At 60.9% G+C, this 25,011-nt stretch carries 22 protein-coding genes; 8 read left to right on the plus strand and 14 right to left on the minus strand.

Features of this window, described 5'->3' with window-relative positions; translation table 11 throughout:
* Positions 1–43 precede the first annotated feature (43 nt).
* The 9 genes from FRT59_RS03170 to FRT59_RS03210 all read right to left on the minus strand — a co-directional run bounded on the left by FRT59_RS03170 (position 44) and on the right by FRT59_RS03210 (position 9,099).
* The gene (locus FRT59_RS03170) at positions 44–823 is read right to left on the minus strand and encodes a transporter substrate-binding domain-containing protein (protein WP_033902768.1); all 780 of its coding nucleotides are present in this window, start codon (positions 821–823) and stop codon (positions 44–46) included.
* A gap of 311 nt (positions 824–1,134) precedes the next feature.
* Positions 1,135–2,769: an ATP-dependent DNA ligase gene (locus FRT59_RS03175; protein WP_153870370.1), complete on the minus strand. Its 1,635-nt coding sequence runs from the start codon at positions 2,767–2,769 to the stop codon at positions 1,135–1,137.
* The gene (locus FRT59_RS03180; protein ID WP_153870371.1) at positions 2,766–3,770 is read right to left on the minus strand and encodes a ligase-associated DNA damage response exonuclease; all 1,005 of its coding nucleotides are present in this window, start codon (positions 3,768–3,770) and stop codon (positions 2,766–2,768) included. Before FRT59_RS03180 ends, FRT59_RS03175 begins: the two co-directional genes overlap by 4 nt.
* A gap of 138 nt (positions 3,771–3,908) precedes the next feature.
* Positions 3,909–6,350, minus strand: coding sequence for a penicillin acylase family protein (locus FRT59_RS03185; protein ID WP_153870372.1), 2,442 nt, complete (start codon positions 6,348–6,350; stop codon positions 3,909–3,911).
* A 243-nt stretch (positions 6,351–6,593) separates the two neighbouring features.
* A complete protein-coding gene (locus FRT59_RS03190; protein ID WP_034118487.1) occupies positions 6,594–7,238 on the minus strand; it encodes a glutathione S-transferase N-terminal domain-containing protein in 645 nt (214 codons plus the stop codon).
* Between the two features lie 187 nt (positions 7,239–7,425).
* Positions 7,426–7,626, minus strand: coding sequence for an SEC-C metal-binding domain-containing protein (locus tag FRT59_RS03195; RefSeq protein WP_003189235.1), 201 nt, complete (start codon positions 7,624–7,626; stop codon positions 7,426–7,428).
* Positions 7,623–8,105 carry an LEA/WHy family protein gene (locus FRT59_RS03200; protein ID WP_034118488.1) on the minus strand — a complete coding sequence of 161 codons (483 nt, stop codon included), beginning with the start codon at positions 8,103–8,105 and terminating at the stop codon, positions 7,623–7,625. The genes FRT59_RS03195 and FRT59_RS03200 overlap by 4 nt, the downstream gene beginning before the upstream one ends.
* Before the next feature lie 21 nt (positions 8,106–8,126).
* Positions 8,127–8,597, minus strand: coding sequence for a YchJ family protein (locus tag FRT59_RS03205; RefSeq protein WP_034118489.1), 471 nt, complete (start codon positions 8,595–8,597; stop codon positions 8,127–8,129).
* Positions 8,598–8,601: 4 nt separating this feature from the next.
* Positions 8,602–9,099, minus strand: a complete 498-nt coding sequence (locus FRT59_RS03210) for a DUF6231 family protein (RefSeq protein ID WP_153870373.1) — start codon at positions 9,097–9,099, stop codon at positions 8,602–8,604.
* 206 nt (positions 9,100–9,305) lie between these two features.
* Between FRT59_RS03210 and FRT59_RS03215 the strand changes: the two genes are divergently transcribed.
* Complete coding sequence (locus FRT59_RS03215; RefSeq protein ID WP_153837632.1) at positions 9,306–10,064, plus strand: collagen-like protein; 759 nt, start codon at positions 9,306–9,308, stop codon at positions 10,062–10,064.
* A 65-nt stretch (positions 10,065–10,129) separates the two neighbouring features.
* Here the strand turns inward: FRT59_RS03215 and FRT59_RS03220 are convergent, their stop codons facing one another.
* Entirely contained in the window at positions 10,130–10,594 is a 465-nt protein-coding gene (locus tag FRT59_RS03220) for a CopD family protein (protein ID WP_034118492.1), read from the minus strand.
* A gap of 98 nt (positions 10,595–10,692) precedes the next feature.
* Between FRT59_RS03220 and dinG the strand changes: the two genes are divergently transcribed.
* The 6 genes from dinG (at position 10,693) to FRT59_RS03250 (ending at position 19,140) form a co-directional block, all read left to right on the plus strand.
* Positions 10,693–12,837, plus strand: coding sequence for an ATP-dependent DNA helicase DinG (gene dinG, locus FRT59_RS03225; RefSeq protein WP_034118493.1), 2,145 nt, complete (start codon positions 10,693–10,695; stop codon positions 12,835–12,837).
* A gap of 88 nt (positions 12,838–12,925) precedes the next feature.
* On the plus strand, positions 12,926–15,151 hold the full coding sequence (locus FRT59_RS03230; protein ID WP_411828970.1) for a beta-galactosidase: 2,226 nt from the start codon (positions 12,926–12,928) through the stop codon (positions 15,149–15,151).
* Between the two features lie 155 nt (positions 15,152–15,306).
* Positions 15,307–16,452 carry a serine hydrolase domain-containing protein gene (locus FRT59_RS03235; RefSeq protein WP_198809574.1) on the plus strand — a complete coding sequence of 382 codons (1,146 nt, stop codon included), beginning with the start codon at positions 15,307–15,309 and terminating at the stop codon, positions 16,450–16,452.
* Between the two features lie 143 nt (positions 16,453–16,595).
* The gene (locus FRT59_RS03240; RefSeq protein ID WP_034118496.1) at positions 16,596–17,735 is read left to right on the plus strand and encodes an OmpA family protein; all 1,140 of its coding nucleotides are present in this window, start codon (positions 16,596–16,598) and stop codon (positions 17,733–17,735) included.
* 27 nt (positions 17,736–17,762) lie between these two features.
* Entirely contained in the window at positions 17,763–18,410 is a 648-nt protein-coding gene (pdxH, locus tag FRT59_RS03245; protein ID WP_153870374.1) for a pyridoxamine 5'-phosphate oxidase, read from the plus strand.
* A 265-nt stretch (positions 18,411–18,675) separates the two neighbouring features.
* The gene (locus tag FRT59_RS03250) at positions 18,676–19,140 is read left to right on the plus strand and encodes an outer membrane lipoprotein (RefSeq protein ID WP_003189251.1); all 465 of its coding nucleotides are present in this window, start codon (positions 18,676–18,678) and stop codon (positions 19,138–19,140) included.
* Positions 19,141–19,302: 162 nt separating this feature from the next.
* Here the strand turns inward: FRT59_RS03250 and nhaA are convergent, their stop codons facing one another.
* Positions 19,303–20,487, minus strand: coding sequence for a Na+/H+ antiporter NhaA (gene nhaA, locus FRT59_RS03255; protein ID WP_034118498.1), 1,185 nt, complete (start codon positions 20,485–20,487; stop codon positions 19,303–19,305).
* 216 nt (positions 20,488–20,703) lie between these two features.
* Between nhaA and FRT59_RS03260 the strand changes: the two genes are divergently transcribed.
* Entirely contained in the window at positions 20,704–21,798 is a 1,095-nt protein-coding gene (locus tag FRT59_RS03260; RefSeq protein WP_153870375.1) for a PLP-dependent cysteine synthase family protein, read from the plus strand.
* A 124-nt stretch (positions 21,799–21,922) separates the two neighbouring features.
* Here FRT59_RS03260 and FRT59_RS03265 read toward each other — a convergent pair whose 3' ends face one another.
* From FRT59_RS03265 to FRT59_RS03275, 3 genes are all read right to left on the minus strand, one after another.
* Positions 21,923–23,536: an NAD(P)/FAD-dependent oxidoreductase gene (locus tag FRT59_RS03265; RefSeq protein WP_153870376.1), complete on the minus strand. Its 1,614-nt coding sequence runs from the start codon at positions 23,534–23,536 to the stop codon at positions 21,923–21,925.
* A 106-nt stretch (positions 23,537–23,642) separates the two neighbouring features.
* Entirely contained in the window at positions 23,643–24,314 is a 672-nt protein-coding gene (locus FRT59_RS03270; protein ID WP_153870377.1) for a COG3650 family protein, read from the minus strand.
* 95 nt (positions 24,315–24,409) lie between these two features.
* On the minus strand, positions 24,410–25,009 hold the full coding sequence (locus FRT59_RS03275) for a short chain dehydrogenase (protein WP_153870378.1): 600 nt from the start codon (positions 25,007–25,009) through the stop codon (positions 24,410–24,412).
* Positions 25,010–25,011: the final 2 nt, after the last annotated feature.

Raw genomic sequence — 25,011 nt, forward strand, 5'->3', positions numbered from 1 at the left:
TGGCGATAAAAAAGCGCCCCGCCGAGGCAGGGCGCCCCAGGCATTATTTGCCGCTGTACAGGTTCAGATCGCCAAAGTGTTTCTTCTGGATGGTGGCGTAGGTGCCATCATCGTGTAACGCTTTGATACCTTTATCCAAAAGGGCCTTGAGTTCAGTGTTACCTTTTTTGATACCGACGGCGGTTTTCGACGGCAGCAACGGGTCATCGATGGCTGCGCTGACTTCGTAGCCGGCACCGGCTGGCGACTTCAGGAAGCCCAATTCAGCTTGCAGCATGTCCTGCACGGAAGCGTCGAGGCGCCCGGAGGTCAGGTCAGCATAAACCTGGTCCTGGTTGGCGTAGGCCTTGGTGGTTACTCCGGCTTTATCCAGCACGGCCTTGGCGTAGGCTTCCTGGATGGTGCCTTGCTCGTAGCCCACGGACTTGCCCTTGAGGGATTCAGGTGTCGAGTACCCAGCACCTTTCTTGAACACCAGCGACGTAGGCCCGGAGAACAGTTCGCTGGAGAAGTCGATTGCCTTCTCGCGCACCGGGGTCACGGTCATGGACGAAATTACGCCGTCGAACTTGTTGGCTTTAAGGCCCGGGATCATGCCGTCAAAGTCACTTTCGACCCACTTGCACTTGACCTTCAGCTCCGCGCAGATCGCATTGCCCAAGTCGATATCGAAGCCCACCAGGCTGCCGTCGGCGGCTTTGGATTCGAACGGTGCGTAGGAAGGGTCGACACCAAAACGCAATTCCTTGTATTCCTTGGCGGTAGCAACACCAGCAGCCATGCACAGAGCCAGTGCAGAAAGGGTCAGCAATGCTTTTTTCATTAGGTATTCCCTGAAAACCAAGATAAGCGCTTGTGGCGCGTTTAGGACTGTTACTGAACGGTGTCAGACGGATCACAAGTAGCAATTTCTGCACCATAGTTCCGGATGAGCTTTTTAAAAGGTGGGATAAGGCATGCCTGAGTGTAGGAGATGCCCGAAAATGGGCATTGAATTTCCAGTGCGCCATTTTAGTTCGGGCCCAGATCCAAATGTGGGAGGGGGCTTGCTCCCGATAGCGGTATGCCAGTCAATGAATGGAGTGACTGTCACACCGCCATCGGGAGCAAGCCCCCTCCCACAAAGGTCCAGCGTCAAGCCAATAAATCCTGCAGAGTAGTAAGACTGTCAGCCTCATCCACCGCCTTATCCTGCCGCCAGCGCAACATCCGCGGAAACCGCACTGCAATCCCGCTCTTATGTCGCTTGGACAGGGCAATACCCTCGAAGCCCAGCTCAAATACCATGCTCGGCGTCACGCTGCTGACCGGGCCGAACTTCTCCACTGTAGTTTTGCGCACGATGGCATCGACCTTGCGCATTTCCTCGTCGGTCAGCCCGGAATACGCCTTGGCAAACGGTACCAATGTGCGCTCGCTGCCCGGCGGGCCATCCCACACCGCGAAGGTGTAGTCGCTGTAGAGGCTGGCGCGCCGGCCATGGCCGCGTTGGGCATAGATCAACACGGCGTCGATGCTGAAGGGGTCGACTTTCCACTTCCACCACAGGCCCATGTCCTTGGTGCGGCCCACGCCGTAGAGGCCGTTGCGATCTTTGAGCATCATGCCTTCTACGCCTAGGCTGCGAGAGGCTTCGCGCTGCGTGGCCAGCGCTGCCCAAGTCGGCCCCTCGAGCAACGGCGAGGGCAACAATACCGGTTGGTTGCACGCGGCAATCACCTGTTCCAATTGCGTGCGCCGCTCGGCCTGGATGTGGTTGCGCCAGTCCTCGCCCTGATACTCCAGCAGGTCATAGGCAAGTACCGCGACCGGCGCATCCTCCAAGACTTTTTTACTCAGGGTCTTGCGGCCGATCCGCTGTTGCAGCAGTGCGAAAGGTTGCACCGAGTCTTTCCACACCACAATTTCGCCATCGATCACCGTCCCGTCGGGCAGGCCACTCACCAGGCTGTGGAGTTCGGGGAACCGGTCAGTCACCAACTCTTCGCCTCGGGACCAGATCCACAAGCGCCCCTCACGCTTGACCAGTTGCGCACGAATACCATCCCACTTCCATTCCACCTGCCAATCGGCGGGCGAACCGAGCAGGGTGTCGAACTGCTCCACGGGTTGCGCCATCCCATGGGCGAGAAAAAACGGATACGGCTGCCCGCCACGTTGCGCATGTTCGTCGGATGATTCGGCGGCGATCAGCTTGAGGTAGCCCTCGGCTGTCGGGCGATTCGACAAGTCGGTGTAGCCCACCAGCCGTTGTGCCACGCGCTTGCTATCCAGATCGGCCATGGCGGCGAGGGCGCGGGTGACCAGCAGTTTGGACACACCGACGCGGAAGCTGCCGGTGATCAACTTGATGCACACCATCAGGCTCGGCTGATCCAGTTGCGCCCATAACGCTGGCAGTCGCTCGGCCAGGTCCACGGGAGAAAGCCCGCGAAGGGGCAGCAACTTTTCTTCCAGCCACACGGCCAGGCCGTCCTCGGAGCTGTAGGTGGATTCGGGCAGGAGCAGGGAAATCGTCTCGGCCAAGTCACCTACTGACTGGTAGCTTTCTTCGAACAGCCAGGGTTCGATGCTGGCCGCTTCGGTGGCCATGTCCCGCAGCAGGCGCGTCGGCACCAGTTGCCGCGGCCGCCCACCGGAGAGGAAGTACACCGCCCATGCAGCATCTTCCGGTGGCGCTTGCAGGAAGTAGGCCTGCAGGGCCGCGAGCTTGGCATTGCTGGAAGTGGTGGCGTCGAGGTTGGCGTACAGCTCGGCGAAGGCTTTCATGCCGTGGCCTCTTCTTCGTCATCCCCGTACTCGGTGCTGAAGCCTTGGGCATCCAAGCCCTTTTCCCGCAGGTGGCGGACCAGTACGCCGACTGAGCCGTGGGTAACCATCACCCGTTCGGCGCCGGTTTGTTCGATTGCCCACAATAGCCCAGGCCAATCGGCGTGGTCTGAAAGCACAAAGCCACGGTCCACGCCTCGCCGACGCCTTGTACCGCGCAGGCGCATCCAACCGCTGGCGAAGGCATCGCTGTAGTCGCCGAAGCGGCGCATCCAGGTGCTGCCACCGGCGGAGGGCGGGGCGATGATCAGCGCTTGGCGTAGCAGTGGGTCAGTCTTCTTGAAGTCGCCGGCATACAGCGTCTCGGGAATGTAGATGCCGGCTTCACGGTAGACCCGGTTCAACGGCTCGACGGCGCCGTGGCTGAGAATCGGGCCGATGCTGGCGTCGAGGCCATGGAGAATGCGCTGGGCCTTGCCGAAGGAATAACAGAACAGCACGCTGGCCTTGCCGTTGGCGATATTGGCCTGCCACCAGTCGTTGATCCCGGCAAAGATCTGCGCCTGGGGCTGCCAGCGGTAGATCGGCAGGCCGAAAGTGGATTCGGTGATAAAGGTATGGCAACGCACCGGTTCAAACGGCGCACAGGTGCCATCGGGTTCAACCTTGTAGTCGCCGGACGCCACCCAGACTTCACCTTGATATTCCAGGCGCACCTGGGCCGAACCAAGTACATGCCCGGCCGGATGAAAACTCAAGGTCACACCGTGATGCACCAGGCGCTCACCGTAGGCCAGGGTTTGCAGGTTGATGTCCTGGCCCAGGCGCCAGCGCAGGATGCCTTCGCCGGGGGCGGCGGCCAGGTAGTGTTGATTGCCGGTGCGGGCATGGTCGCCGTGGGCGTGGGTGATCACGGCGCGCTCTACCGGGCGCCAGGGGTCGATGTAGAAATCACCGGCAGGGCAATAGAGGCCTTCGGGCCGGGCGATGACAAGGTCCATGGGGTTGCCGTGGGCGATGGGCTTATCAGTTAGGAGGCGAAGGCGGCGCGAGAAGTTCTATCTGATATACATGGGGCCAAATGTGGGAGGGAGCAAGCCCTCCCCACATTTGGATTCGGTTTCTTCTGGGAAACCGGGTTATTTACCGGGCGTCAGGGTCAACCTGGCCTTCCCATACACCTTCTCAAAGTTCTGCGGCTGCATCGGGAAGCTCAGGTATTGCGCCTTGAGCTGCGGGTCGATGCCGTTGGCATAGTTCGGGCTGGCCGGGTTGCCGGATTGGCCAATACCGCCCTGGCCCAGCATCGGCTCCGCCAGGCCGAAGTCGATGATCATGCGCAGCGCCGGCACCTGGGTCGTGTTGAAATCCTGGCCCCAACTGTATGGCGCAGGGTTCAGGGTGTTGTGGTCGCCACCGCTGGCAAACGGGCCGCGGATGACCTGGCCATTAGTGTTTTTCCATGTGCTGCTGTGCAGCTTGCCCCACTGCCAGGCCTTGTGATCAGCGCCCAATTGGCTGTCGCCGGTGCTGATGGCGGCGGCGAGGGTACGGGCGAGGATCGCGGGTTTGTCTTCTTTCTGCGGTGTGCGTGTGTCATCCCAGAATGGGCTGTCCTCACGGCCCAGCAAGTGATCGGCGATGGCCGAGTAGGACAGGCTGGCGTTGCTGACGAAGGCTTTCCAGCTGGCGCTGTTTTCCGGGCCGAGTTTGTCGAGGAAGATCTGCCGGGCGCTTTCCTGCAGGAACAGCTCGTAGACCGCCGCGTCAGCTGAGGTTGGCGCAAGGCGACCATCGAAGGCCAGCAGGCGGTCCAGTGCTTCGCCGGCCTTGGTGCGCTCCGCTGCCGGTAGGGCGTCGATGGCCTGCTTGAGCGGCTGCGCCATGCCGGGTGCCTGGAACATGCTCTTGAGCTTGGCGGCGAAGGTGGTGGTCTGGTCGTACTGCATGGCGATCAGGCTGCGGCTGTCATGCTTGCCGGCGCTGGCCAATTGCGCCAGGCGTTCGCTGCGCTCCGGTGCATCCCAGGAGTTGGACAACTGCATGCCGTAGCCACGCGGCGCAGTACGCTGGTTGGCAGTGCCGATCCAGCCTTGGGCCGGGTCCTGGTCGTAGGGATGCAGCATCGCGTCGGCGTAGCCGTCCCAGTCAAAGCGCGTATCCCAGCCCGGCGATGGCAACAGGCCTTCGCCTTCACGGCGGTTGGGGAAGCGGCCGGTGACTTGCCAGCCGATGTTGCTGGCGTCGGCGAAGATCATGTTCAACGCGATGGCGCGAATCTCGCGGGTGGCGTCCGACGCCTTGCCGGCGTTTTGCGCGCGGGACAGGTCGAAGAACGCATCCAGGCTCTTGTCGTCCTTGAAGTCGGCGGTTTGCAGGGCCAGGCCAAGACCGCTGGTAAGCGCCTGGCTGCTGTTGAGCAGCGCGCCGTGACGGGTTTCGTACACCACTTCGCGAATCGAGCGTTGGCCCTTGATGAAGAAGGTTTCGTTACGTACGCCGGCTGGCAGCCATTTGCCGTTGTTCTCGTAGTACAACGCGCTGCCCTGGCGCTTGACCTTCTCCAGGAACAGGTCCTGGGTGTCGCCCTTGACCGCGCTCATGCTCCACGCGACCTTGCCGTTGAAGCCGGACAGCAGGGTTGGCAAGCCGGCAATCGAAGCACCGACAGCCTGGTATTTCGGCGCACGAATCTGCACGTAGCTCCACGGCGTCGGCGCTTGTGGCTGGGCGGCGATATCATTGGCCAGCAGGCTCTTGCCGCTGCGGCTGCGTTGCGGGCCGATGGCCCAGTTGCTCGAGGTAGTGACCGCCAGCGCATTGAGGCTGCGCAATTGCTGGCTCACGGTGTCCAGCCCGGCGAGGCCGGTGATCTGACCCAGGCTCACGCCCTTGAGCTTGTCGGCTTCGGCCTGTGGGATAGCTTCGTCCGGCGCGCTTGGGGTGAGCCAGGCGAGCTTGTCGACGCCGACTTTTTGCGCCAGCACCAGGGACGCAATTTCCTCCTGCAGGTTGCTCGACTGGCTGAAATTGAGCAGGCAGAACAGCAGCGCCGAATCTTCCGGCTTCCAGTACTCGGGCTTGTAGCCGCTCTGGGCCAGATCCGACGGCAGTTTGTCGCGATAGCGGAACAGGTAGGCATTGACGCCCCGGGCATACACCTCAAAGAAGCGTTTAAGGCGCGGCGACGAGGCGTTATACAGCTCGCCGGCGCTTTTCTTGAGGTTGACCGCGCGCATGAAGCGGTCGACATCCAGCACTTGCGGCCCGGACATTTCCGCCAGGCGGCCCTGGGCCAACAGGCGCAAGGTGAGCATCTGGGTGATGCGGTCACTGGCGTGCACATAACCGAGGCTGAACAGCGCGTCGTGGAAGGTGTTGCTTTCGATCAGCGGCATGCCCTGGGCATTGCGGCGCACCGATACATTTTGCGCGAGGCCCTTGATCGGCTGCACGCCAGCAACGGGCGGCACGGTGTCCTGGGTGTTCTGGAGCTGGCAACCGGCCAGGCTCAAGGCACTGGCCACTGCCGCGGCAACGCCGAACCGGGGAAGAAAATGTAAGAGGGCTGGCGAGGCCATGGCAAAGCTCCTGCGGGGGGTAGCGTCAGTAAAGGCGCTACGTTAGTGAGCGCGACGAAACGACGCAAGCGGGAGTTTTAGGTTAAACGTCAGATCTTGAGTCGGGCAGAGATCCATGTGGGAGCGGCGGTGCGACGATTCGACTTGCTCGCGAAGGCGTTCCGTCAGTTGATACATACGCTGACTGATACACCGCATTCGCGAGCAAGCCCGCTCCCACATTTGATCGGATGTGACTCAAGATCACGGCTTGGGCGGATTCACTTTCTGCACCAGTTCATACGCCCGTACGGTCGCCGGCCGCTCTTTGATGCTGTTGAACCAGCGCTGCACATGTGGGAAATCTTCCAGGCGCTGGCTCTGCCACTTGTGGGAAACAATCCATGGGTAGATCGCCATATCGGCGATGCTGTAGTCCGCACCGGCGACAAACGGGCGATCCGCCAAGCGACGGTCCAGCACCCCATACAAGCGGGCGGTTTCATCCACATAGCGCTTGATGGCGTAGGGGATTTTCTCCGGTGCGAACTGGCTGAAATGGTGATTCTGCCCAGCCATCGGCCCCAAGCCGCCCATTTGCCAGAATAGCCATTGCAGTGCTTCCTGGCGCCCGCGCAGGTCTTGGGGAAGGAACTGGCCGGTTTTTTCCGCGAGGTACAGCAGGATGGCGCCGGATTCAAACAGGGAAATCGGCGCCCCGCCGTCGGTGGGGCTCTGATCGACGATGGCCGGAATGCGATTGTTGGGAGCTATTTTCAGGAAGTCCGGCTTGAACTGGTCGCCCTGGCCGATGTTGATCGGGTGCACCTTATAGGGCAGCCCGGCTTCTTCGAGGAACAGCGATACCTTGTGACCGTTGGGGGTGGTCCAGTAATACAGGTCGATCATGAAGCTCTCCAGATGAGCGAATGCCTACGGGTATAGGTGATGATCGACGGGCAATAATTCAATGAAATATTTACGTCTAAGGTTAGAAGCGGCTTGCACAGGTCTGAAAGCAAAGAAGCCCCGACATGTGGGAGCAAGCTTGCTTCCACATGTCGGGGCTTCAGTGGCGCGAACCGAGGCTGGTGAATTACGCCCCGTGGCACTTCTTGAATTTCTTCTCGCTGCCGCACGGGCAAGGATCATTGCGACCCACATCCTTCAAGGCGTTGCGCACCGGCTCCTGGTGAGCATGGCCGCAGTTCGGGCCGTGGACATGGCCGTGGTCGTGATCATGGTGATCGTGATCGTGATTGCAGTCAGGACCATGGACATGGGGTTGCTGGGTCATCGATGTTGCTCCGGAATAAAATCGCCGGGGATTATCTCGCCATTGTGCGCGACCTGCACGTCATTACCGATGAATAATCCGGTTTTCAATTCGCCTTCCAAACGGTAAGGCACTGGCTGATCGGGATTTTTCAGCATCTGCACAACGTCACGTACTTGCGGCCAGAGGTTGGTACGTACCGAAACCCGGAAAAATTTATGACTGCGCGGCGGTACGGTCAGCCATTCGTCGGACTCGCCCTCGGTCAGCAGCAGGTTGCCCAGGCTGATCTTGTAGATCAGGCCGCGCACCGTAAGGTCGGCGTCGTCGCGGTTGTCCACGCGAAAATAGAGTTTGAATTTCTGCTCGAGCAACTTCGCCCGCACCACCTCGACCTTCACCAGGGAAACGTGGGGTGGAGGAGAGTCGTCCTCGAACCACGACGCGCAGCCGGTCAGGCCGAAGGTTAACGCCAGCATCAAGCTGTAGATCCGAAGCATGGCGTTATCCCTGTCAGGTAATTAGAGGTAGCTGGAGCAACACTTCTTGAATTTCTGCCCACTGCCACACAAACATACATCATTACGCCCGGCCTTCACCTCCACCGTCGGGTCGATGAAGTACCAGCGCCCCTCATTCTGTACGAAAGACGATTGTTCACGGTGGCTGTGTTCACCGCTGCTGTCATGCCAGCGCGCGGTGAAAGTGACGAAGGCGTGTTCCGGCTGCCCGCCGAATACTTCGGAGCTTTCCACCTCAAGGCCCAGCCAAGTGCTCTGGGCACTCCAGGCGGCGATGGCGTCGCGGTCCAGGCCGGCCTGTTGCGCGGGCAGGGTAGTGGACACCAGGTAATCGACCAGGCCCAGCACATAGGCGCTGTAGCGCGAGCGCATCAACGCGCTGGCGCAGGGGGCCGGGTGGCCGGCGTGATAGCGGCCGCAGCAGGCATCCAGCAGATTGCCGCTGCCGCACGGGCAAATGGATGTACTCATTGGGTTACCACCAATACTTTCCGAAATTTTCCGGGTTGGCCCAGAAGCGGGCATTGAGCCAGTCCGGCACCTGTTTATAGTCAAGCAGATCATAGGTAAACAGCGTCAGAAACTGCTTGTCGCGTTGGAAGCGTTCGCCGGCCTGCAGGGCCAGGGAGAAAAAATCGGTTTCCTTCCAGCCGCACGCGTTCAGGTCGACCAGCACGGCGATGCGGCTGGCATTGAGGTTACGAATGCCGCCCAGCAAGGTCAGGCCTTGCGGTTTTGACAGGTGCTCCAGGCAGTCGACCACCAGCGCCAGGTCAAAACGCTGCGCCGCCAATTCTTCCGGCAACGGCCCTGGCGCGGCACAGCAAACATCGGTGTCCGGGTGTGCTTCTCTAAAGGCATCCAGCGCCGGGAATTGGCTGGCGCCCAATAACAGCAGGCGTTTTGGCCCTTGAAGGTCTAGCAGGGCCGCCAGTGCTTGCTGGGGCGTACGGGAAGAAATTCCGGCGGTCATTACACATCCTCACATAAGGACCGTAGAGACTAGCGCGGCTGAGCCTGCTGGCCTAGAGCGGGCGGCGGCTAAATATCCGGCATTGCCAGCGATCCTCGGGTAAACCTTGCCCTTCGGAAGTTTTTTGATCCTTCACTGGCAAATCGCCTGTAGAAGTCGTTACTGTGCGCCCAAAGAAAAATTCGAAAACACTCAGGAGCCCCATGATGCGTAAGGTTTTTCTGTTGGCCCTGTTGGTCAGCCCCGTTGCCCTGGCCCAAAGCGTCAGTGTCGAAACCAATTCGTTGATGCGCCTGCCCAGCAGCACCAGTGTGTTGCAACTGGAGCGCCTGGACGTTGCGGACTACGGCACGTTGCTGATCCCGTCCACCATCAGCCAAGTCACGGTGGAGGAGCTGCATCTGGGCCGTGACGCACGCATCGCCATTGTCCCCGGCAATACGGCGCTGCAAATGCAAGTGCGCCAGGCGCAGTTGGAGCACGGTAGCCAGATTACCTCCCGCGGCGCCCCAGGTACTCATGAAAAAGCGGCCAAGGCCGGGCGTGACCTGACCTTGCGGATCAATACCCTCATCGCTGAAGAATTGTCGGTGGATGCCCGTGGCGGTGCCGGTGCCCAAGGTTATGCGGGCCTGGATGGCGCCCATGGCGAAGACCCGGGTTGCACCTGGGGTTCGGCTGGGCGCGGGGCCAACGGCGATAACGGCGGCGACGGCCTGCCGGGCGCTTCGGGGGCGAGTGTACGGCTGGAGCTGCCGCAAGACTTTCCGGGTGACAAGATCAAGGTCTGGGTCGACGGTGGTGCTGGCGGTTTGGCCGGTATCGCCGGCAAACCGGGGAAAGGCGGGCAGTCGAAGGGCTGCCTGGTGTACCGCGCCGATGGCGGCGACAAGGGCCGGCCTGGGCTGGAAGGGCAGCCGGGGCCGGCAGGGCCTGCGGGGTCTGTGACCATTCAGCGGCTCTGAAGAGCCGCAGCTTCAAGGCACAAGCTGCAAGCTGCAAGTTAAAGGCTTGCAGCTTGCAGCTGTGCTTAGAACATCGGCCGAGCCGAAGCAATCGCCACCACTACCAACCCCACGATCAAGTTAATCCCCACCAACCTGCGGATCTGCCCCAGCGCAGCCGCGCCTGCCGGCCAATCCTCAGCCGCCACTGCGGTGCGCAACTCCGGGAATTTCAACGCCTGGATGCGGATAAACAGCGCCGTCATCACCAGGTACAACCCCATCATCACCTGCACATAACGCGGTGCGGTCTCAAAACCGCTGAAGCGCAATTGCAGCAGGCCAATGCCACTGATCGGCAAAACCACTACCGCCACCCACACCCATATGAAAAAACGTTGAAACACATTTGCCCACAGCTTGAGCCGGGCAGGGCCCTCAAGGGCCGCCATGGCGGCGGGGCGCAGGATCATCCAGGCGAAAAACATACCGCCGACCCAGATCAGGGCGGCCAGTACATGCAGGGTGTAAGCGAGGCTAAACGCGGTCATTGTGGTACTCCGTTCTGCGCGGGATTAATTAGCGGGGTATGATAGCGGCCGATCCGAACCACTGAAAATTTATCCAGCGTTTTTGCGCCCGACTATCCATGATCAGCACTGAACTCAAAACCACGATCCAGGGCGCCTATTCGCGTTTTCTCGAAGCCAAGAGCTTGAAACCGCGCTACGGCCAACGCCTGATGATCGCCGAAGTGGCGAAAGTCCTCGGGGATATCGACACCGACGACGAAGGTCGCCGCGAAGGCGAGCCCGCGGTCGTGGCCGTCGAGGCCGGCACCGGTACCGGCAAGACGGTGGCCTACAGTCTGGCCGCGATCCCCACTGCCAAGGCCGCGGGCAAGCGCCTGGTGATCGCCACCGCCACTGTCGCCCTGCAAGAGCAAATCGTCTACAAAGACCTGCCCGACCTGATGCGTAACAGCGGCTTGAGCTTTACCTTCGCCCTGGCCAAGGGCCGTGGCCGCTACATGTGCCTGTCCAAGCTCGACGTGCTGCTGCAGGAAGGCCATGCGCAGACCGCCACCGCCTCGCTGTTCGAAGAAGAGGGCTTCAAGATCGAGGTCGATGAGGCCAGCCAGAAGCTGTTTACCAGCATGATCGAGAAGTTGGCCGGCAATAAGTGGGATGGCGACCGCGACAGTTGGCCCACCGCCCTGGAAGATTCCGACTGGGCGCGCCTGACCACCGACCACAGCCAATGCACCAACCGTCACTGCCCCAACTTCGGCCAGTGCGCCTTCTACAAGGCCCGCGAAGGCATGGGCAAGGTGGATGTGATCGTTACCAACCACGACATGGTGCTGGCCGACCTGGCCCTGGGCGGCGGCGCGGTGTTGCCCGACCCGCGTGACACCCTGTACGTATTCGACGAAGGCCACCACTTGCCGGACAAGGCCATTGGCCACTTTGCCCATTACACGCGCCTGCGTTCCACGGCCGACTGGCTGGAAACCACCGCCAAGAACCTCACCAAGTTGCTGGCCCAGCATCCATTGCCCGGCGACCTGGGCAAGCTGATCGAGCAGGTGCCGGAACTGGCGCGCGAGATCAAGACCCAGCAGCAGTTCATGTTCAGCGCCTGCGAACAGGTCGCAGACTTCAAGCCCGGTGAAGACGTCGAGGGCCGCGAGCGCCCGCGTCACCGGTTTGTCGGTGGGATGATCCCCGAGCACATGCGCGAAATGGGTATCGAGCTGAAGAAGGGCTTTTCGCGGCTGACCGACCTGTTCACCCGCCTGACCGACTTGCTCAAGGAAGGCATGGACGGCGAGGTCAACATCGGCATCGCCAGCAACCAGGCCGAAGAGTGGTACCCGCTGTTTGGCAGCCTGTTGTCCCGCTCCCAGGGTAACTGGGAGCTGTGGACTGCCTTCACCGTCGAAGACCCGGAAGACAACCCGCCCATGGCCCGTTGGCTGACCCTGTCGGAGAGCGGGGCACTGTTTGATATCGAGGTCAACGCCAGCCCGATCCTTGCTGCCGAAATGCTGCGCCGCAACCTGTGGAATGTGGCCTATGGTTGCCTGGTGACCTCGGCTACGCTGACCGCCCTGGGCACTTTTGATCGTTTCCGCATGCGCGCCGGCCTGCCGAAAAAGGCCGTCACCGCCGTGGTGCCGAGCCCGTTCCATCACGCCGATGCGGGTGTACTGCGGGTGCCTGACCTCAAGGCCGACCCACGGGACGCGCCGGCGCACACGGCGGCGATCATTCGCGACCTGCCATCGTTGGTGGAAGGTTCCCGTGGCACCCTGGTGCTGTTCTCGTCGCGCAAACAGATGCAGGACGTGTTCGATGGCCTCGACCGTGACTGGCGCAAGCAGGTGTTTATCCAGGGCAACCTGTCCAAGCAGGAAACCCTGAACAAGCACAAGGCGCGGGTCGACGGTGGTGATTCCAGCGTGTTGTTCGGCCTGGCCAGCTTTGCCGAGGGCGTGGACTTGCCCGGTGCCTACTGTGAGCACGTGGTGATCGCCAAGATCCCGTTCTCGGTGCCCGATGACCCGGTCGAGGCCGCACTGGCCGAATGGATCGAAGCCCGGGGCGGTAACCCGTTCATGGAAATCTCGGTGCCGGATGCTTCACTGAAGCTGGTACAGGCCTGCGGGCGGTTGCTGCGTACGGAAGAAGACCGGGGCACCATCACCTTGCTCGACCGTCGCCTGGTCACCCAGCGCTATGGCAAGGCTATCCTCAATGCTTTGCCGCCGTTCAGGCGCGAAATTTCTTAAGCCACTGTGGGCAAATTCGCCCACTTCGTGGTCTATCTCATCGATGTCATCAGGCCATTCACTGGCCGTCTGGGAGAACCTTGTTCGTATGATTCGCACGCTGCCCGCCCTTTTTGCCTTGCTGTTCGCAGCGCCGTTGATGGCCGCGCCTGCCGGGCAACAAACGCTGTTCAACTTCGTCCGGCCTGCCGATGTGGTCAAGGTGGCGACCCAGGACGCCAGCCTGCCGCAATACAACGCCGAACAAACGCCCGAAGGCGAGGTACTGCGCCGTATCACCTTCAACCCGGCAGCCGAGCCGAGCCTGGTACTCAGCCCGCAAACCGGCGCATGGGACTGGTCGCAATCAAGCGCTGTGAGCCTGCGTATCCAGAGCGCGATGAACTGGGCGCTGACGCTCTACGTCAAGGTGCAGAGTGCTGACGGCAAGACCCTGGTCAGCCGCGTTGACCTGCCGGCCGGCCCGGCGCAGACCCTGTTGGTGCCACTGCAAGCCAACTCGCCATTGAGCCAGGGCATGAAGGCCGGTCCGCCGATGCCGATGACCGTTGACGGCCAGCGGGTGTTGCTGGCTGCCAGCGCCGGGGAAATCGACCGCAGCCAGGTCGTCTCGGTGACCCTGTCGATGATCAAGCCCAATGCCGCCCAAAGTATCCTGCTGGAGCGCTTCGGCGTGCAGGACAGCGAGCCGGTGTTGAAGGCCGCCTACAGCGAGTTGGTCGACGCCTATGGTCAGTCCACTCGCACGCGTTGGCCGGAAAAGATCAGCAGCGATGACCAACTCAAGGCGTCGGCCGCCAAGGAACAGCAGCAGCTCAAGACCTGGCTGGCCGAGCGAAATAAATCCTCCCTGGACCAATACGGCGGCTGGAACAAAGGTCCGGCATTCGACGCCAGCGGCTTTTTCCGCACCGAGAAACGTGACGGCCGCTGGTACCTGGTGACGCCGGACGGTCATCCGTTCTACTCCCTGGGTGTCAACACCGTGGCGCCGGACAATAGCCAGACCTATGTGGCGGGGCGTGAGTGGATGTTCGCGGCGCTGCCCAAGGCCGGTGAACCCTTTGACAAGTATTACGGCAGTGGCGACAACCGTACCGGCAACGGTGCCGGCGAAGGTCGCGGTTTTGGGGCTGGGCGTTGGTACGATTTCTACGCTGCCAACCTGCAACGAGCCTACGGCACCGAAGGTTTTGACCAGAAGCGCTGGGTCAACCACACCCTCGATCGCTTGCAAGGCTGGGGTTTCAATACCGTAGGCAACTGGAGCGATGAGGACCTGGCCACTGCCGACCGCGTGCCGTACACCTTGCCGCTGTCGATTGTGGGTGACTACGCCAGCATCAGCACCGGCACCGACTGGTGGGGCGGCATGCCTGACCCGTTCGACCCACGCTTTGCCATGGCCACCGAACGCGCCGTGGCCATCGCCGCGCGCGATCACCGCGATGACCCGTGGTTGATCGGCTTCTTTGCCGACAACGAATTGGCCTGGGCCGGTCCCGGAGACGATCCGAAATCTCGCTACGCCTTGGCCTACGGCACTTTGCGCATGACCACCGACGTTCCGGCCAAGCGCGCCTTTCTCAAGCAATTGCGCGACAAGTACCGTAATGAGGAGGGGTTGTCCAAAGCCTGGGGCATTCACCTGGCAGGCTGGGAGCTGATGGAAGATCCGGGCTTCGAGCCGCCGATGCCCAGCCCCGAGCACCCAGAAATCGAAGCTGACTTCAAGTATTTCCAGAAGACCTTTGCCGATACCTACTTCAAGACCATCTCTGACTCGCTGAAGTGGCACGCGCCCAACCAACTGTTGCTGGGCGGCCGTTTTGCGGTGAGCACCCCGGAAGCCGTGGCATCGTGCGCGCAGTATTGCGATGTGCTGAGCTTCAACATGTACACCCTCAAACCCCAGGACGGCTATGACTTCGCCACCCTGCGTGCGTTGGACAAACCGGTGCTGATCACCGAGTTCAACGTTGGCTCTGCCGACCGTGGCCCGTTCTGGGGGGGCGTGACGCAATTGGCCCGTGAAGAAGACCGTGCCGCGGCGTACAGCACTTTCCTGACGCAGGCGATGGCTGAGCCGTCGATTGTCGGCGTGCACTGGTTCCAGTACCTGGACCAGCCAGTGACCGGGCGTCTGCTGGATGGCGAAAATGGCCACTTCGGTCTTGTTGGCATCACCGACGTACCGTTCCAGGGTTTCGTCGACAGCGTACGTAAAAGCAACCTTGCGGCAGTCGATCAATTGGGCAGGGCGGCCGAAAAGGCCAAGGCGGTCGGCGCCGTGAGAGAGAACGAAGGGGGGTAGATCAGCCCAGGCAGGCAAGGGCGCGGGGCAGGGCACCGGGCAGGCCGGTGGGCACTCTGGGAATGGGCATTGATTCATCGTTGACGGGTTCACAAAACCTACAATGACTGGAACAATGTCGGCTACTTCTTACAGTGTTTTCAAAGGCGGCTTAGGTGCAGATTCAGGGTCATTACGAGCTCCAGTTCGAAGCAGTACGCGAAGCCTTCGCCGCGTTGTTCGATGACCCTCAGGAGCGTGGTGCCGGGCTGTGCATCCAGATCGGTGGGCAAACCGTCGTCGACCTGTGGGCCGGTACCGCCGACAAGGACGGGGCCGAAGCCTGGCACAGCGACACCATCGTCAACCTGTTCTCCTGCACCAAGATCTTCACGGCAGTCACCGCCCTGCAACTGGTGGCCGAAGGCAAGCTCAAGCTCGATGCGCCTGTTGCCGATTACTGGCCGGAATTCGCGGCTGCCGGCAAGGAAGCGATCACGCTACGCCAGTTGCTCTGCCACCAGGCCGGGCTGCCCGCCATCCGCGAAATGCTGCCCGTCGAGGCCCTGTACGACTGGCAATTGATGGTCGATACCCTGGCGGCCGAGGCCCCGTGGTGGACACCGGGCGAAGGCCATGGCTACGAGGCAATCACCTACGGTTGGCTGGTCGGCGAATTGCTGCGCCGTGCCGATGGGCGCGAGCCGGGTGAGTCCATCGTCGCGCGGGTGGCGCGACCATTGGGGCTGGACTTTCACGTTGGCCTGGCAGATGAAGAGTTTTATCGTGTTGCCCATATAGCTCGCAGTAAAGGCAACATGGGGGATGAGGCCGCGCAACGGTTACTTCAAGTAATGATGCGCGAACCTGCGGCGATGACCACACGTGCATTTGCCAATCCACCGTCTATTCTGACCAGCACTAATAAGCCCGAATGGCGACGCATGCAGCAGCCCGCGGCTAATGGTCACGGTAATGCCCGCAGCCTGGCCGGGTTTTATAGCGGTTTGTTGGACGGTAGTTTGCTGGAAAGCGACATGCTCGAACAATTGACCCGTGAACACAGTATCGGACCGGATAAAACCTTATTGACCCAAACCCGCTTCGGCCTGGGCTGCATGTTGGATCAACCGCAGTTGCCCAACGCTACGTTCGGCCTCGGGCCACGTGCATTTGGGCATCCTGGTGCAGGGGGCTCAGTCGGTTTTGCCGACCCGGAACATGATGTCGCATTCGGTTTTGTCACTAATACCCTGGGGCCCTACGTACTTATGGACCCGCGCGCGCAGAAGTTGGTCGGAATATTGGCCGGTTGTCTATAAACCCCTTGCTGTTTCACAATTTTTTGTTACAAAGGCAAGTATAAGAAAGATGCTGAACGACATGTTGTAACTTGAATGTTCTTTAAGCGTCTGTTTAACGGGTCACGAGACCCCCTGGTTTTTTCTCATTTTGTGGATATCTCATGTTATCGAACAAGTCCTTGGCACTGGCGCTGTGCCTCACTATTACAGGTTGTGCACAAACTCCACAAAATGATGCCGAAGGTGGGCATTGGTGGTCATTTGGATCGGACAAGACTGCGACCAAGGACGCAGTGACCCAAACCGACGCCAAGCCCGATGCCAAGCCGGCTGCGGGTGCCAAGCCAGTTGAACCTGTCGCAGCAGCTGCTGCGCCGGCTGCCAAGGCTGACACCGGTTACAGCTGGTGGCCGTTCTCCACCAAGAGCGCCGAAGAAAAGGCCGCCGATGCCAAGGCTGACCTGAAAGCCGACCTCAAGGCGGCAACCCCGACGTCGGACGCGGTGCCTGTGGTCGCCAAGACCGACGCCGAGCCTCGCTGGTGGTGGCCGTTCGAAAGCAAGCCAAAGCCATTGTCCAAGGTCGACGTGACCAACGTGCCGATGCCTGACCCGAAAATCACCCAAGCCTGGCTGGACGACTACGAGCCACGCCTGCGTGCGGCCATCAAGGACAGCAACCTGCAATTGGAACGACGCGACAACGTGCTGGTGGTGATTGCCCCGGTAGACGGTTCCTACAACCCGAAGCGCCCGGCAATGTTGCTGCCGGTGACCCTGGGCCCGTTCACCCGTGTAGCCAAGGCAGTCGAGGCTGATCCAAAGACCGCTGTGCTGGTCCTGGGCCACGTCGATGCCACTGGCAGCGCTCCCGCAAGCCAGGCGTTGAGCAAGGAACGTGCGCAGTCGATTGCCTCGATTTTCAGCCTCAGTGGGTTGAAGCAGGATCGCCTGATGCTGCGTGGCATGGGCGATCTTATGCCACGTGCTGCCAACGACAGCAATCAGGGCCGTGCGCTGAATCGTCGCATGGAAATCATGTTCACTCAGCGTACAACGATGTTGGCACTGCTGAGCAAGTACAACTCGGGCAAGACGCCACCTGTTGCTGAAATGGTTGCCGTGCAGAATGTTCCAGCCCCGGCACCGGCGGCAAAAGCGCCAGCCAAAAAGGCCCCGGCCAAGAAAGCTGCCGCCAAGCCAGCGGCTAAAAAGGTTGCGGCCAAACCGGCTGCGAAGAAACCCGCTGCGGCCAAAGCCAAGGCTGCTGCACCCGCTTCGAACGACCAGGCGAAAAACTGAGCCGTTGAACCACAAGGATAAAGCCGCATGACCCAGGCACTGGCCGATATGCGCCGTGACTACACACGGGACGGTTTGAGCGAGGCCCAGGCCCCGGACGAGCCGTTTGCGTTGTTCCATCAGTGGTTTGGCGACGCGGTGAAAACCGAACAGCCGCCGGTGGAGGCCAATGCCATGACCCTGGCGACGGTCGACCAGAACGGTCGCCCTCACTGCCGCATCCTGTTGCTCAAGGGCTTGGATGCACAGGGCTTTACCTTCTTCACCAACTATCAGAGCGCCAAGGGCGAACAACTCGCGGCGCGGCCGTTCGCGGCCATGACCTTCTTCTGGCCGACCCTGGAACGCCAGGTGCGCATTGAAGGGCGCGTGGTCAAGGTCACCCCTGAAGAGTCGGATGCTTATTACCAGGTGCGCCCTTTGGGCAGTCGCCTGGGCGCTTGGGCCTCCCCGCAGAGCAAGGTCATTCGTGACCGCGAAGAACTGCAGGAACTGCTCAAGGCCACTGAACAGCGTTTCAGCGATACCCAGCCCGATTGCCCCGAGCATTGGGGTGGGTACCGTTTGCTGCCCGAACGCATCGAGTTCTGGCAAGGTCGCGCGAGCCGCCTGCATGATCGCCTCAACTATCGTTTGCAAGGGGCTCAATGGTCCCGCGAGCGCCTGGCGCCCTGAGCGTCACCTTTGGTCATCCCACCTGAATCAACCCTGTTGCGCTGAAGTCCCTGTTCAAGAGACTTCGGGCGCTTTCGGCTGTGCGGCTACAATGATCAGGTAGGTTGTGGCATCGTTCGGCCCCCTGGCTTGGCTACCGTTCGTCGAGTTTTCTGGTGCTGGCAGTCTGTACTCAGGCTGAATGAAAACAATTTTCTGCCTGGCTTGCCGTGACAGGCGCCAAGCCACAGCGTTTAATGAATACCTGTCCTTTGGAGTTGATGCTATGCGTAAGTCCGTTTTACTAGTTGCCTGCTTTACCACCCTGTCGTTGCTGCTGGGTGGCTGCGCCTCGAGTCTGACCGGCGACTCGTACTCTCGTGATGAGGCGCGTCGTGTACAAACCGTGCGCATGGGCACCATCGAATCCTTGCGTCCGGTGAAAATCGAAGGTACCAAGACCCCAATCGGCGGTGCTGCAGGTGCGGTCATCGGCGGTGTTGGCGGCAGCGCCATCGGTGGCGGCCGTGGCAGCATCGTCACCGCCGTGATCGGCGCGGTCGCTGGCGGCCTGTTGGGTTCGGCCACCGAAGAAGGCCTGACCCGTACCCAGGGCGTGGAAATCACCGTTCGCGAAGACGACGGCAGCATGCGCGCCTACGTACAAGCCGTGCAGGAAAATGAAATCTTCCGCATTGGCGACCGCGTACGCATCATGACGGTTGACGGTACCAGCCGCGTTACCCGTTAAGCGGCAAGTCGTAGTCATACAAAACCCCAGCCGGGTGACCGGTTGGGGTTTTTGCTTTTATAGACCAGCACGCCGCTGTGCTTGCCAAAAAGCGCAAAAGTTGCGGGCAATAAAAAACCGCCTTGGTAGGGCGGTTTTTTGGTTTTGGGGCTGTTACTCCAATTATGAAACCAGGGCTTTCTTACGACTCGCCATCGCTGTCACCGCATACCCGATAAAGGCCGCCAGGATCGACCCGGTCAGAATCCCCATGCGGTCTTCACCGGCAAACTCACTGGCACCCGGTACAAACGCCAGGGAGCCGACAAACAGGCTCATGGTGAAGCCGATACCGCACAGGATCGCCACGCCAAGCACTTGGCCCCAGTTGGCGCCGCTGGGCAGTGAGGCGATGCCGGTCTTGATCGCCAGCCAGGTGAGGCCGAACACACCGACAGTCTTGCCGATCAACAGGCCCGCGGCGATGCCCATGGGCACCGAGTGGGTGAAGCTCTCCAGGCTGACGCCGCTGAGGGAAACCCCGGCATTGGCGAATGCGAACAGCGGCAGGATGGCGTAGGCCACCCATGGGTGCAGAGCGTGTTCCAGGGTCAATAGCGGCGAAGTCTCGGCATTCTTGGTACGCAGTGGAATACAGAACGCCAGGGTCACGCCAGCCAGCGTGGCATGCACACCGCTCTTGAGTACACACACCCACAGGATCAGGCCGATGATCAGGTACGGCCCAAGCTTGATCACGCCCAGGCGGTTCATCGCAATCAAGGCGATCAAACAAGCTCCGGCTCCCGCCAGGGATGCGCCGGACAAGTCGGCGGAATAGAACAATGCAATGACAATGATGGCGCCCAAGTCGTCAATGATTGCCAGGGTCATCAGGAACAGTTTCAGCGACACGGGTACACGCTTGCCCAGCAGGGCCAGGACACCCAGGGCGAACGCGATATCCGTGGCCATAGGGATCGCCCAGCCGGCGAGAGCGGCGGGGTTGTCTTTGTTCAGCGCCCAGTAGATCAACGCCGGCACCACCATGCCGCCGATGGCCGCTGCGCCAGGCAGCACCACTTGGGAAGGCTTGGACAGGTGGCCATCGAGAAGTTCGCGCTTGACCTCCAGGCCGATCAACAGGAAGAACAGGGCCATCAGGCCGTCGTTGATCCACAGCAGCGCCGGCTTGGCGATCGTCAACGCACCCACCTGTGTAACCACTGGCGTCTCGAGAAAGGCGTTGTACAGGTGCGACAACGGCGAGTTGTTGATGATCAGCGCCAAGGCGGCAGCGGCGATCAACAACAGGCCACTGGCGGCTTCCAGCTGGAAGAAACGGGTGAAAGTGCTACGCAGAGGCAAGGGGTGCTCTCCATTCCAAGTTCAATAGGTGGGTACCCTAACCCGTACTGTTAGTTGTTAAAACAAAAGTTATATTCTTATTTGTTATAAGAGACTGGCCGGATTGTCGACGCGCCAAAGACTAGCAATTGTGTGTCCAATTGAGTCGGCACTGTATCTGTGTGAAGTGTAGGAAACATCCTAAGATCAAGGCTGAAAACCTTTAGAGAACCCTCCATGAGCGACCTCCGTACCTGGGCCCGCGAAGCCATTCGCATCATTGAAGCAGACTTCCAGCGCAGCGCCGACACCCACCTGATTCCGTTGCCATTACCGGGTTTGCCGGGCATCGAGTTGTACTTCAAGGACGAGTCCAGCCACCCCACCGGCAGCTTGAAACATCGCCTGGCCCGCTCACTGTTCCTGTACGCGCTGTGTAATGGCTGGCTCAAGCCCGGTGCACCGGTGATTGAAGCGTCGAGTGGTTCCACCGCGATCTCCGAAGCCTACTTCGCTCGACTGCTGGGTTTGCCGTTTATAGCGGTCATGCCCGCTACCACGTCCCAGGAGAAGATCGCCCAGATCGCCTTCTACGGCGGCAAGAGCCATCTGGTCCAGGATCCGACGCAGATCTACGCCGAATCAGAACGCCTGGCCAAGGAAAGCGGCGGTCATTTCATGGACCAGTTCACCTATGCCGAACGCGCTACCGACTGGCGGGCAAACAACAACATCGCCGAGTCGATCTTCCAGCAGATGCGCTTTGAGCAGCACCCGGAGCCCAGCTGGTTGATTTCCAGCCCCGGCACCGGCGGCACCACCGCGACCCTGGGCCGTTATGTGCGTTATCGCCAGCATTGCACTCGCGTGCTGTGCGCTGATGCCGAACGTTCGGTGTTCTTCGACTTCTACCAGAGCGGCGACGCCAGCCTGCGCCTGGACTGTGGTTCACGGATCGAAGGGATTGGTCGGCCGCGGGTCGAGGCATCGTTTTTGCCAGCGGTGATTGATGCGATGGTCAAGGTGCCAGACGCGTTGTCGTTGGCGGCCATGCATTACCTGGCGGGGCGTCTGGGTCGGCGGGTCGGCGGTTCCAGCGGGACCAACCTGATCGGCGCCTTGATGGCGGCGCAACAGATGAAAGCGGCGGGGGAGTCGGGGTCGATCGTGGCGATCTTGTGTGACGGCGGCGAGCGTTATGCCACCACCTATTACGATCAGGCGTGGCTGGCGGGGCAGGGGTATGAGTTGGAAGGGTTGATGGCGGCCGTTGCGGCAAGCGTGGAGCGTGGTGAGCCGTTGCCCAAAACTATCCTGTGCGCCAATATCTGACCCAGCGCAAATCAAAATGTGGGAGGGGGCTTGCTCCTGATAGCAGTGGTTCAGTCAGAACGTTTTTGACTGACAGATCGCAATCGCGAGCAAGCCCCCTCCCACATTTTTTACTGCAGTGTTCTCAGGCTTCGATGCCGAGCATATCCCGCGCCAACGCCTCGGCAATCCGAATCCCGTCAACACCCGCCGACAGAATCCCACCCGCATACCCAGCGCCTTCCCCGGCCGGGAACAGGCCTTTGACGTTCAGACTCTGCATCGATTCGTTACGGGTAATGCGCAGCGGTGACGAGGTGCGGGTCTCGATACCCGTCAGCACCGCGTCGTGCAGCGAATAACCTTTGATCTGCTTCTCGAACGCCGGCAGGGCTTCGCGGATCGCTTCGATGGCGAAGTCCGGCAGGGCCAGGGCCAGGTCACCCAGGGATACGCCGGGCTTGTAGGAAGGCTCCACACTGCCAATGGCGGTGGACGGTTTGCCGGCGATAAAGTCGCCCACCAGTTGCGCGGGGGCCTCGTAGTTGCTGCCGCCGAGAATGTAGGCGTGGGACTCCAGGCGCTCCTGCAACTCGATACCGGCCAGCGGGCCACCCGGGTAATCCACCTCGGGCGTGATGCCGACCACAATGCCGGAGTTGGCATTGCGCTCGTTACGCGAGTATTGGCTCATGCCGTTGGTGACGACGCGATTGGGTTCTGAGGTCGCGGCCACCACGGTGCCGCCCGGGCACATGCAGAAGCTGTAGACCGAACGGCCGTTCTTGGCGTGGTGCACCAGCTTGTAGTCGGCCGCGCCCAGTTTCGGGTGGCCGGCGTACTTGCCCAGGCGTGCGGCGTCGATCAGCGACTGCGGGTGTTCGATACGGAAACCCACCGAGAACGGCTTGGCTTCCATGTACACGCCGCGGCCGTGGAGCATGCGGAAAGTGTCACGGGCGCTGTGGCCCAGGGCGAGAATCACATGCTTGGAGAGGATCTGTTCGCCGCCGTCGATGACCACGCCGTTCAATTGGCCGTCCTCGATCAACACGTCGGTGACCCGCTGCTCGAAGCGCACTTCACCGCCTAGGGCGATGATCTGCTCGCGCATGTTTTCCACCACACCGGTCAGGCGGAAGGTACCGATATGCGGCTTGCTGACGTAGAGGATCTCTTCCGGCGCGCCGGCCTTGACGAACTCGTGCAGCACTTTGCGGCCGTGGAATTTCGGGTCCTTGATCTGGCTGTACAGCTTGCCGTCTGAGAAGGTCCCGGCGCCACCCTCACCAAATTGCACGTTGGACTCGGGGTTGAGCACGCTTTTACGCCACAGGCCCCAGGTGTCCTTGGTGCGTTGGCGCACTTCCTTGCCACGCTCGAGGATGATCGGCTTGAAGCCCATCTGCGCCAGCAGCAGCCCGGCGAAGATCCCGCAAGGGCCAAAACCCACCACGATTGGTCGTTCAACCAAGCCTGCCGGCGCCTGGCCCACCACCTTGTAGCTGACGTCCGGCGCCGGGTTGACGTTGCGGTCGTCGGCAAACTTGAGCAGCAGGGCGGCTTCGCCCTTTACGTTCAGGTCGACGGTGTAGATGAAACACAGTTCCGAGGACTTTTTACGGGCATCGTAGCTGCGCTTGAACAGGGTGAAATCGAGCAGGTCATCACTGGCGATGCCCAGGCGCTGCAAGATGGCAGGCCGCAGGTCTTCTTCGGGATGGTCGATGGGCAGCTTGAGTTCGGTGATTCGTAACATGACAGGATCCGGTAGGCGGCGGGCAAGGAGGCCGGCTGTTTAGCAAACCGGCGATTATAGGCCCCAATGGCAACTTTCGGTCATGTTAAAACAGCGCAGGGCCGAATCAGTCGTCCCGCGAGCCGCCAAACGCCGCGCAACCACGCTGAACCTGGCCGTTGACCCGCAGCTCGGCACTCATGTGTTGCAGGCTGCCGCTCACGCTGTCGACGCAGCGCTGGGGCGCCACCCACAGTTCGATGTGCTGGTTATTGGCTTCGGTCATCAGGTTGAAGCGGCCGTCGCCCAGTTGCTCTTCGACATACGGCACCGCCAGCGGCGGCTGGCCTTCACGTTCCAGCACCATGCCCTTGGCCGTGACATTCATTGCCCAGGCCGGTTTATGGCCGTTGGCCCGCAGGATCATGCGCTTGAAGTCCGGGTCGGTGCAGGCTGAGGTCGAGCGCTCGACACGGTAGAGTTGTTGTAGCTCCACTTCGCCCTGGGTGCCGGTCGCGACGCCGGAAAACTTGCCGCGCAGGTCGGCAAACAGCGCGCCTTGCTGACCGGCCAGGGAAGCGGCTTCCTGCAGGATGCTGGTGCCGCCGGTGTCCTTGACCACGTAGTTACGCTGGTCACCGCACGGCTGGAACAACAGCTTGCCGCCCACCGCGGTCAATTCCCCCTGCATACGGGTCAGCCCTACGGTAGAGGGCTTGGCCGGCTCGCTTTCGAACATCTGGCAAGCGGCGAACAGAGGAAGCAAGGCACACAGGGCGAAGGTACGGGCGGCACGCATATCGGGTCTCCAGACAAGTGCCGCCACGTTACGCAGGCTGGCGCCGCATCACAAGCCCGCTCGCCGGCTTCAGGCGTTTCTGACAGACGTCAAACTCAGCCTACGATAAAGGTCTGGCCAGTCTGTAGGCCCTCAACGCTTTTTGCGTAAGCCAGTGCCACGTCGGCAGCTGGGGCTGGTTTGTAGCCACGGAAGTACGGTGCATAGCTGCCCATGGCCTCCAGTAGAACTGTCGGGCTGACCGCGTTGATACGCAGGCCGCGTGGCAATTCAATGGCTGCCGCTTTGACGAATGCATCCAATGCGCCGTTGACCAATGCCGCCGAGGCGCCTGTACGAATCGGATCACGGTTCAGAATGCCGCTGGTGAAGGTAAACGAAGCGCCGTCGTTGGCGTACTCTCGACCAATCAGCAGCAGGTTGACCTGGCCCATCAGCTTGTCACGCAGGCCCAGTTCAAAATCGCTTTCGCTCATGTCGCTCAGGGCTACGAAGTTGACGCTGCCCGCAGCGCAGACCAATGCGTCGAACTTGCCAGTTTGTTCAAACAGTCTACGGATCGAGGCGCTGTCGCTGATGTCCACCTGGAAGTCGCCGCTGTTGCGCCCGATGCTGATCACGTCGTGACGCTGGGCCAGTTCCGCCTTCACCGCCGAACCGACTGTGCCGCTGGCACCAATCAATAGGATTTTCATCG

Origin of the sequence: Pseudomonas haemolytica (assembly GCF_009659625.1) — a bacterium.
Taxonomy (GTDB): Bacteria; Pseudomonadota; Gammaproteobacteria; order Pseudomonadales; family Pseudomonadaceae; genus Aquipseudomonas; species Aquipseudomonas haemolytica.